This is a genomic window from Streptomyces sp. NPDC001617 (genome assembly GCF_053596855.1).
Genome location: NZ_JBSFHA010000119.1, coordinates 19235 through 28627, shown reverse-complemented (window position 1 = coordinate 28627; position 9393 = coordinate 19235). Strand labels below are relative to the sequence as shown.

Below are 9393 nucleotides of genomic sequence, written 5' to 3'. Positions count from 1 at the left end.
AGCTCTCGCGCGCGGGCATGCGCTCGTACCTGCGCTACTGGATGGAGTCGTTCCGGCTCCCCGCCTGGAGCGCCGAGCGTGCTCGGCAACGTGTGGAAGCCGGTCGGCCGGGTCAACTGGAAGCCGGGCATCTGGCTGTGCAGCGGTCTGGTCGTGGCCGCGTGGGGCTACTTCCTCTACTCCGGCGCCACCGACCCGCTCGGCGGAATCAACCAGCTCTTCCCCCTCTTCGGCATCGCGAACCAGCTGCTCGCGGCGGTCGCCCTGGCGGTGTGCACCACGGTCCTGGTCAAGTCAGGCCGGCTGCGCTGGGCCTGGGTCACCGGGGTCCCGCTCGCCTGGGTGGTGGCGGTCACCTTCACCGCGGGCTGGCAGAAGATCTTCTCCGACGACCCCAAGGTCGGCTTCTTCGCCCAGCGCGCCAAGTACGCCGACGCGATCGACGCGGGGCAGGTGCTCCCGCCCGCCAAGACCCTCGACGACATGCACACCGTGGTCACCAACTCCACCGTCGACGGCGTACTGATCGCCCTGTTCCTGCTGCTGGTGGCGGTGGTGCTGGTGAACGCGGCGGTGGTGTGCCTGCGGGCGGTGCGCGCGCCGGGGGTGCTCCCGACGACCGAGGCGCCGTACGTCGAGTCCCGTATCGACGTGCCCGAGCAGGCCGGCGAGGCGCTGGCGGGGGCCCGGTCGTGAACGCCCGGCAGTGGCTGCGGGCCGTGGGCCGGTACCTGCGGGAGCTGACCGGGGAGGCCGAGTACGACCGCTACTGCGAGCGTCACCGGCGCCATCACCCGCTCGCCCCGGCCCCGACCCGCCGCGAGTACCAGGTGCTGCGCGCGCTGCACCGGGAGGCGCATCCGCAGGGCCGGTGCTGCTGACCGCGGGGGCGGGCGCACGGACCGGTGCGCCCGCCCCCGCGGACGAGACACGGAACAAGGAACAGGACCGATGCTCAGACGCCGCCCCTCCCTGCTGATCCGCCCCGCGCTGGACGACAAGACCCTGCACGCCACGCTCAGCGAACTCCGCCCCGCGCAGCAGCTCCACGGTCTCGGCGCCGGGCGTACGCGTCCGGTCTGGGCGCCCGTCGCCGCGTTGCTGGGGGACACCGGGCGGGACTGGGACCGACGGGTGCACCGGGTCTCCGTGCTGGCCCGGAACCTGCCGCCGTCGGTCTGCGAGCGCTGGTCCGCCGACCGGCCCGGCGACGGGGACGCCCTGGTGCTGCGGTCCTGGGAGCGGGCGGTGCGGGCTCCGGCCGAGGGGCGGGCCGCCGTACGCGAGGCCGAGCGGGCGTGTCTGCGGGCGGCCGAGTGCTGCCCCGAGGACCCGGCTCCGTGGCTGGCGCTGCTGGAGCTGATGCACGCCTGCGCCGTCCCGGTCCGTGACGCGGTCCCGGTGTGGAGCGAGGCCGTCACCCGTGCTCCCTGGCACCGCACCGCCTACCACCAGCTGCTGCGGTACCTGTCCCCACGCGGCCACGGCTCGGTCGTGGACATGCTGGACTTCGCCCGCCAGGCCGCGGCCCGAGCCCCGTTCGGATCACCGCTGGCGCTGCTCCCCGTCGCGGCCCGGGTCGAACTCGTCGCCCACCGGCAGCGGCAGATGCCCGTCGGGGCCGAGAGCCACTGGCACGAACCCCGGGCGGCCGACGAGGCCGCCGCGGCCCTGACCGGCTGGTTCGGCACGTCCGCCGCGCCGCACGCGGAGGCCGTCGCCGACCTCAACGTCCTCGCCTTCGCCCTGACCCGGATCCGACGCCCGGCCGAGGCCGCGGCCGTGTTCCGGCGCATCGGCCGCCATATGACACCCCACCCGTGGGATCTGCTGCCCGAGCCCGAGCGCACGTTTCTCTACTGGCGCGACCGGCTCGGAGGGTGAGGAGCGCGTCGCGGGCGCGGGGCGCTGGAGGCGTGGCGGGTGCTGGAATGAGGGGGTGCCGGGGCGCGGGCTGCCGCGCGTGCGGGTCACACCGCGGCCGGCTCCGCCTCGGCCTCGGCCTCCTTCGCCGCCGCCTCCGCCCGGTCCCGCCGCTCGCGCCGCACCAGGACCCACCAGCCGTAGGGCACGCCCGCCGCGAACAGCCACCACTGGATCATGTACGCGTAGTTCAGCGGCGCGTCTTCCTTGCCCGGGTCGGAGATCTGCTCCGGGGCGTTGCCCTTCGGCTCGGGCGCCGTCTGCTGGAGGTAGCCGCCGAGCACCTCTGCGTGCAGACGCCGGGCCTGCTCCTCGCTGTTGATCAGCATGATCTGCCGGCCCGGCAGGCCCTTGAGGTCCTTGATGCCGCTGGCCGCGGTCGTCTCGTCGGGCATCAGCCGGCCCTGGATGGTGACCTGACCGCTCGGCGGCGCGGGCACCTTCGGGAACGTGGTCTGGCTCGGACCGTCGGACGGAATCCAGCCCCGGTTGACCAGCACCACCTTGCCGTCCGTCAGCACGAACGGGGTCAGGACGTGGTAGCCGACCTCGTCGTCGGAGTTGGTACGGCGGCGGACGACGACCTCGTCCTTGGTGTCGAAGTGCCCCGTCGCCGTCGCCGTGCGGTACCGGTCGTGCGTGGTGACGGTGTGCCCGGGCGAGGTCAGCCGCTCCACGGGCACCGCCTTGGCGCCCAGCGCGTCCGAGACCAGCTGGTTGCGGGCGCTGCGCTCCTCGTAGCGGTGCATCTGCCAGATGCCCAGCCTGATCATCGTGGGGATGAGGAGCAGGGCGACCAGCGTGAGGATCACCCACTGCCGGGTCAACAGGAAGCGGTACACCCCACGACCGTACAACTCGGACCGCGGGGTGCTGTCGTCAGGGGTGCGCTCAGACCCGGTCGACGATGCCGGCCTTCCCCTCCTCGCGGGCGCAGTGCCCACCGCAGAACCACTGGCCCTCGACCTCGACGCCCTGGCCGATGATCGGCACCCGGCAGTGCTCACAGATCGGGGCCATGCGATGAATCGCACAGGAGAAGCAGTCGAAGACATGGACCGCGCCCTGCGCGTGCACCTCGAAGCTCATTCCGTAGTCATTTCCGCATACTTCGCATTTCGCCATGCGCCACAGGGTGAGCCGTCGGCGCCGCGCGGGCGAGCGGACGGTGGGCGAGTCGCACCGCAATCACCCGTCCGTACGGGTCACCCGCCGTCGCCGGTACGGCTCACTCGTCCGCCGGTTCGACATCCCTGAGTAGCTGTCCGAACGCCGCCTCGTCCACCACCGGCGTCCCGTACTGCCGGGCCTTGACCACCTTCGACGTGCCCGAGTCCGGGTCGTTGGTGACGAGCAGGCTGGTCACCCGGGACAGGCTCGTCGCGACATGCAGCCCCGCCTCGACCGCCCGGTCCTCCAGCAGCTCCCGCTCGACCGACGTGTCCCCGGAGAAGGCGACCCGCATGCCCTGCTTGAGTGGTTTGCCGTCTTCGTAACGCCCCGGGTTGGGATAGGGGCATACAGGCCTTTTACGGGACGGGCGCCAACTGGTCTGCCGGTAGCCGCCGTAGCCGCCGACGTAGCCGGCGGACTGGCGGGGTACAGGACTGTCGTTCCACTCCGTCAGCGGCCGGCACTCCAGCAGCGGCAGCCGCACGCCGCCCGCCGCCGCGGCCCGGAGGCTGGGCCGGAACGCCTCGGCCAGCACGCGCGCGTCGTCCAGCGCGTGGTGCGCGCGCTGCTGTACGACGCCGAAGTGGGCGGCCAGCGACTCCAGCTTGTGGTTGGGCAGCGGCAGGCCCAGCTCCTTGGAGAGCGCGATGGTGCACAGCCGCTGACGGACCGGCGCCTCGCGCTGTGCGCGCGCGTACTCCCGCGCGATCATCTGCCAGTCGAAGACCGCGTTGTGCGCCACGAGCACCCGGCCCTCCAGCCGGGTCGCGAACTCCTCGGCGATCTCCGTGAAGAGGGGCGCGCCCTCCAGCATGTCGCTCGTCAGACCGTGGATCCACACCGGGCCGGGGTCCCGCTCCGGGTTGACCATCGTGTACCAGTGGTCCTCGACCTCGCCGCGCGCGTCCAGCCGGTAGACGGCCGCGGAGATTATCCGGTCGTCCCGGGCCAGGCCCGTGGTCTCCACGTCAACGACCGCGTATCCGTGGGGATACGCGGTCGGCCACTCGGTGCGGGAGGACGCTGCGGTCGGAAGGTCTTCGAGCATGGTCCCTGAGGATACGGGCCGCCACCGACAGTCCCGTCCAACAGGGGCCGCGCGTACGGAATGTCCGGACCGTGGAATGTCCGGCCCGCGGCTATGGACCTTTCACGCACCTGGTGCAAGCGTGCACCCCGCCCGACGGTTGACGGTCTGTGAAGGGCGGTACGACGGATGGCACGCATACGGTACGGCGCTCGCACCGAGGCGGAGATCGCCGCCGCCCGCACGGCGAGCGCACGGCTCCCCGACATCTGGTCCACCGGCGTGGTGGCGGTCTGGGAGACCGACCCGGACGCGCTCGCCGCGGTCCTGCCACCACCGCTGAAACCGGCCGACCGGCCCCTGGCCCGGGTCAACATCAGCAAGGTCGACCTGCCCGGATACCCGCTGGGCGCGGGCTCGTTCGCGGTCGCCGCCCGGCACGACGACATCGACGGCTGGTACCCGCTCGTCATGCCGATGACCCATGAGCGGGCCCTCACGGGAGGCCGCGAGGTCTTCGGCGAGCCGAAGAAGCTGGGCGAGGTGACGGTGGAGCGGGAGGGGCTCCTGGTCCGCGCGTCGATGGTCCGGCACGGCATCGCCTTCGTGGAGGTACACGGCGCGGTGCGCGGGGAGCTGCCGCTGCCGGCGCCGAGCCGGAAGACGGACTTCTACTTCAAGTTCCTTCCCGCGGCGGACGGTTCGGGCTTCGACGCCGATCCACTGCTGGTGCACTGCGTGCGCAACGAGAAGGTGCGCCGGCTGGAGCGGGTCACCGGGGACGTCGTCCTGCGCGAGTCGATGTACGACCCGGTGGCCGACCTCCCGGTGCTGCGGCTCGTCGACATCACCATCGGCGAGAAGACCAGCGACCAGCGCGGCAAGGTGGTCGAACGGGTCGCGGCGGAGGCCCTGTTGCCGTACATCCACCAGCGCTACGACGACCCGCAGCAGGTCCATGACGGCCCTCCCGAGGGGAGCGCCTGATGGAGTTGCAGGCCGGACAGGTCGCCGTCGTCACGGGCGCGGCGAGCGGGATCGGGCTGGCGATGGCCCGGCGGTTCGCGGCCGAGGGGCTGAAGGTGGTGCTCGCGGACGTCGAGGAGGGCGCGCTGGACAAGGCCGCCGCCGACCTGCGCGCCGAGGGCGCCGATGTGCACGCGCGCGTGGTCGACGTCGGGGAGCGCCAACAGGTCATGGACCTCGCCGAGTCGACGTACGAGGCGTACGGGGCCGTCCATGTGCTGTGCAACAACGCCGGGGTCGGCTCGGGTGCCGAGGGCCGCATGTGGGAGCACGAACCGAACGACTGGAAGTGGGCGTTCGCCGTCAATGTGTGGGGCGTCTTCCATGGCGTCCAGGCGTTCGTGCCACGGATGATCAAGTCGGGTCAACCCGGTCATGTGGTCAATACGTCCTCCGGTGACGGCGGTATCGCCCCGCTGCCCACGGCCTCCGTGTACGCCGTCACCAAGGCGGCCGTCGTCACGATGACCGAGTCCCTGTACGCCCACCTCAGGGCCGAGCACGCGCGCGTGGGCGCGTCGGTCCTGTTCCCCGGCCCGCACATGCTGCGCACCGGCCTGTGGGAGTCGCACCGCAACCGGCCCGACCGGTACGCGAAGGAACGGCCGCGGAAGACGCCGTACCGCAGCCTCGACCAGTGGGAGACCGCGATGCGCGAGGCGGGCGAGGAGGTCCGCTTCACGCCCGTCGAGGAGGTCGCGGAGCTCGTCGTGGAGGGCATCCGCGCGGACCGCTTCTGGATGATGCCGCCGAGCGAGCACAGCGACGCGCAGATCCGGGCGCGGGCCAGGTCGATGCTGGACCGCACGAACCCGTCGTACCTCGAAAGCTTCATTCTCGACTGAGGGGGCCGTGATGACTGGACCAAGGGGGTAGTGGTGACCGACCAGGACCCGTATCTGATCATCTCCTCCGACTGCCACGCCGGGCTGCCCACCGAGGAGTACCGGCCCTACCTGGACACCCGTTTCCACCGGGCCTTCGACGACTTCCTCGCCGGACGCGAGCGCCGCCGCGAGGAGATGACCCGGCTCGGCATCCGCAACGAGGCCTACGCGACCAAGTGGTTCCACGACAACGAGGAGGGCCTGCGCGGGGGTTGGGAGACCGCACAGCGGCTCAAGGAGCTCGACGGCGACGGGGTCGCCGCCGAGGTCGTGTTCCCGGACGCGGACGCCGTGGACAGCCGGACCGCCGCGCCCTTCGGGGTCGGCCTCGGCCTGTCCGGCGACCACGACCCGGAGCTGGGCATGGCAGGCTCGCAGGCGCACAACCGCTGGCTGGCGGAGTTCGTGTCGGAGAACCCCGAACGGCACTGCGGGGTGGCCCTGTTGCCGATCGGCGCCGAGGTGCCGAAGGTGGTCGCCGAGATCCACCGGGCCAAGGAGTCCGGCCTCGGCGCACTGCTGATCCCCTCCCTGTGGGGCGACAAGGAGCCGTACCACGACCGCCGTTACGACCCCGTGTGGGCGGCGGCGGCCGAGTGCGGGATGCCCGTGACGACGCACTCCGGATCGGCACCGCGGCACGAGTACGGCGACCATCTGGGCATCTTCGTCAGCGAGGTCACCTGGTGGCCGGCCCGCCCCCTCTGGTTCCTGCTCTGGTCCGGCGTCTTCGAACGCCACCCCGGCCTCAAGTTCGGTGTCGCGGAGTCGGGTTGCTGGTGGCTGCCGAACCTCCTCTGGTTCATGGACCGCCTCTACCTGGGCGCGCACGGCGGCAAGAAGCTCTCCCCGTTCGAGGAGCTGAAACGCCCCCCGAGCGAGTACCTCGACCGCCAGGTCTTCATCTGCGCCACCAACACCAAGCGCCGTGAACTCGCCCAGCGTTACGAGATCGGCGTCGACAACATCCTCTGGGGCAGCGACTTCCCGCACCCCGAGGGCACCTGGCCCGACACGCGCGCGTGGCTGCGCCGTACGTTCCACGACATCCCCGTCGCCGAGACCCGCCGGATGCTGGGCCTGGCGGCCGCGGAGGTCTTCGGCTTCGACGTAGAGAAGCTGACACCGCTGGCCCGACGCATCGGGCCCACCCCGGCCGACCTCGGCCAGTCGGCCGACCAGGAGGCCGTGGAGGCGTCCTGGGCGCGCTCGCGCGAGGTGGGCCGGCACTGGCTGACCGACCACGACTTCCCGACCCTGGGGGTGACGCAGTGAGCGACCGGTACACGGTCATCTCGGCCGACTGCCACGCGGGAGCCGACCTCCTCGACTACAGGCCGTACCTGGCCAAGCGCCACCACGACGAGTTCGACCTCTGGGCGGCCACGTACGTCAACCCCTACGAGGACCTGCTCGCCGACACGGCCGACCAGAACTGGAACTCCGAGCGCCGGCTCGCGGACCTGGAGCAGGACGGCATCGTCGCCGAGGTCCTCTTCCCGAACACCATCCCGCCGTTCCACCCGTCCGGCTCCCTGATGGCCCCCGCCCCGACCGCCGAGGAGTTCGAACGCCGCTGGGCCGGCCTGCGCGCCCACAACCGTTGGCTCGCCGACTTCTGCGCCGCCGCACCGGGCCGACGGGCGGGCGTCTTCCAGATCCTGCTGAACGACGTCGAGGAGGCGGTCAAGGAGATCCGCTGGGCATCCGCGGCGGGCCTCAGGGGCGGCCTGCTGCTGCCCGGCACCCCACCGGGTTCGGGCCTGCCGGAGCTCTACTCGCAGACGTACGACCCCATTTGGGCGGTCTGCGAGGAACTGGACGTACCCGTGAACCACCACGCGGGCTCCGCGTCCCCGCCCCTCGGCGACGAACCCGCGGCCCGCGCGGTCTTCATGGTCGAGACGACCTGGTTCTCCCACCGCGCCCTCTGGCACCTCGTCTTCGGCGGCGCCTTCCGCCGCCACCCCGGCCTGAAACTCGTCCTGACCGAGCAGGGCTCCGGCTGGATCCCCGGCGTCCTCGACATGCTGGACTACTACCACGGCCGCATGGTCGCCGCCGCGACCAAGGCGTCCACGGCGGAGTCCAAGTTCGGTGCGGGCCTCGCCGCCCGCATGGGCAAGCCGCCCTCCGAGGTCTGGCACGACAACTGCTATGTCGGCGCCAGCTTCATGCGCCCCCACGAGGTGCCCCTCCGCGACCGCATCGGCATCGACAAGATCATGTGGGGCAGCGACTACCCCCACGACGAGGGCACCTACCCGTACTCCCGAGAGGGCCTGCGCTTCGCCTACGCGGGCGTTCCGCACGACGAACTGGCGGCGATGCTGGGCGGCAACGCGGCCCGCGTCTACGGCTTCGACCTCGACCTGCTGGACCCCATCGCCGCGAAGGTGGGGCCGACGGTGGAGGAGATCGCCGAGCCGCTGGAACAGCCACCGGCGGACGCGACGAGCCCGGTGTTCGCGAGAGGGGCGCGGGTGCGGGTCTGGTGAGGTCGGGGAACGCCGACGGGGGAGCCTCGCCGAAGGGGCGTCGGCCATCGGAGAGCGTCGGTACGGGTGCGATCGCCGCCGGGGTGGCATCCTCCCGGTGTGACGGAACCAACGCACGGCGGCGAGGCCCACAGCGGCGCACTGGCTGAGCGGCTGAACTGGCTGCGGGCGGCCGTTCTGGGCGCCAACGACGGCATCGTGTCCACGGCGGGTCTCGTCGTCGGTGTGGCCGGCGCGACGGACGAGCGCTCCGCCCTGCTCACCGCGGGGCTGGCCGGGCTGCTGGCCGGGTCGATGTCGATGGCCGCGGGGGAGTACGTCTCCGTCTCCACCCAGCGCGACTCGGAGATGGCCGCCCTGGCCCTGGAGCGGCGGGAGTTGCGCGAGCAGCCGGAGGCCGAGCTGGAGGAGCTGACCGAGCTGCTGGAGGAGCGCGGTCTGTCGCGCGAGGTGGCCAGGGAGGCCGCGGAACAGCTGACGGCCCGGGACGCCCTCAGGGCGCACGCGCGCGTGGAGCTCGGCATCGACCCCGACGAGCTGACGAACCCCTGGCACGCGGCATGGGCGAGCTTCCTGGCGTTCACGGTCGGCGCGCTGCTGCCGCTGCTCGCCATCGTGCTGCCCCCCGCGGGCTGGCGCCTGGCCGTCACCGTCGTCTCCGTGCTGGCCGCCCTGGTGATCACAGGATGGACCAGCGCCCGCCTGGGCTCCGCGGAGCGGGGACGTGCCGTACTGCGGAACGTGGTCGGCGGGGCGTTGGCCATGGGGGTCACCTACGCCGCCGGGGCGCTGCTGGGGGCGGCCGGGGCCTGACCGACCGGCCGGTTGGTGGAGATCACCAAGAAGCAAGCGCATACCC

10 protein-coding genes and 1 pseudogene are annotated in these 9393 nt (G+C 72.1%); 8 read left to right on the top strand and 3 right to left on the bottom strand.

What is annotated here, in order from left to right; translation table 11 throughout:
• Positions 1 to 78: 78 nt before the first annotated feature.
• The 3 genes and pseudogenes from ACWC09_RS48005 to ACWC09_RS47995 form a co-directional block, all read left to right on the top strand.
• Positions 79 to 696 (top strand): annotated as a pseudogene (locus tag ACWC09_RS48005) (carbon starvation CstA family protein); the annotation flags it as partial.
• On the top strand, positions 693 to 881 hold the full coding sequence (locus tag ACWC09_RS48000; RefSeq protein WP_450858110.1) for a YbdD/YjiX family protein: 189 nt from the start codon (positions 693 to 695) through the stop codon (positions 879 to 881). The pseudogene ACWC09_RS48005 and the gene ACWC09_RS48000, both read left to right, overlap by 4 nt.
• Positions 882 to 951: 70 nt before the next feature.
• Positions 952 to 1884 (top strand): hypothetical protein, encoded by a 933-nt coding sequence (locus tag ACWC09_RS47995; RefSeq protein ID WP_450858108.1) that lies wholly within the window; start codon positions 952 to 954, stop codon positions 1882 to 1884.
• 86 nt (positions 1885 to 1970) lie between these two features.
• On the opposite strand, the gene ACWC09_RS47990 is transcribed toward ACWC09_RS47995, so the two are convergent.
• The 3 genes from ACWC09_RS47990 to ACWC09_RS47980 form a co-directional block, all read right to left on the bottom strand.
• Positions 1971 to 2765: an SURF1 family cytochrome oxidase biogenesis protein gene (locus ACWC09_RS47990; RefSeq protein WP_450858106.1), complete on the bottom strand. Its 795-nt coding sequence runs from the start codon at positions 2763 to 2765 to the stop codon at positions 1971 to 1973.
• 49 nt (positions 2766 to 2814) lie between these two features.
• Positions 2815 to 3048 carry a hypothetical protein gene (locus ACWC09_RS47985; RefSeq protein ID WP_356347776.1) on the bottom strand — a complete coding sequence of 78 codons (234 nt, stop codon included), beginning with the start codon at positions 3046 to 3048 and terminating at the stop codon, positions 2815 to 2817.
• 103 nt (positions 3049 to 3151) lie between these two features.
• Positions 3152 to 4144 (bottom strand): DEDDh family exonuclease, encoded by a 993-nt coding sequence (locus ACWC09_RS47980; RefSeq protein WP_450858104.1) that lies wholly within the window; start codon positions 4142 to 4144, stop codon positions 3152 to 3154.
• Between the two features lie 168 nt (positions 4145 to 4312).
• On the opposite strand from ACWC09_RS47980, the gene ACWC09_RS47975 reads away from it, so the two are divergent.
• The 5 genes from ACWC09_RS47975 to ACWC09_RS47955 all read left to right on the top strand — a co-directional run bounded on the left by ACWC09_RS47975 (position 4313) and on the right by ACWC09_RS47955 (position 9347).
• Positions 4313 to 5110 (top strand): acetoacetate decarboxylase family protein, encoded by a 798-nt coding sequence (locus tag ACWC09_RS47975; RefSeq protein WP_450858103.1) that lies wholly within the window; start codon positions 4313 to 4315, stop codon positions 5108 to 5110.
• Positions 5110 to 5994, top strand: a complete 885-nt coding sequence (locus ACWC09_RS47970) for an SDR family NAD(P)-dependent oxidoreductase (RefSeq protein WP_450858101.1) — start codon at positions 5110 to 5112, stop codon at positions 5992 to 5994. The genes ACWC09_RS47975 and ACWC09_RS47970 overlap by 1 nt, the downstream gene beginning before the upstream one ends.
• Positions 5995 to 6027: 33 nt before the next feature.
• The gene (locus ACWC09_RS47965) at positions 6028 to 7311 is read left to right on the top strand and encodes an amidohydrolase family protein (protein WP_450858100.1); all 1284 of its coding nucleotides are present in this window, start codon (positions 6028 to 6030) and stop codon (positions 7309 to 7311) included.
• Entirely contained in the window at positions 7308 to 8534 is a 1227-nt protein-coding gene (locus ACWC09_RS47960) for an amidohydrolase family protein (RefSeq protein ID WP_450858099.1), read from the top strand. Before ACWC09_RS47965 ends, ACWC09_RS47960 begins: the two co-directional genes overlap by 4 nt.
• Before the next feature lie 99 nt (positions 8535 to 8633).
• The gene (locus ACWC09_RS47955; RefSeq protein WP_450858098.1) at positions 8634 to 9347 is read left to right on the top strand and encodes a VIT1/CCC1 transporter family protein; all 714 of its coding nucleotides are present in this window, start codon (positions 8634 to 8636) and stop codon (positions 9345 to 9347) included.
• Positions 9348 to 9393: the final 46 nt, after the last annotated feature.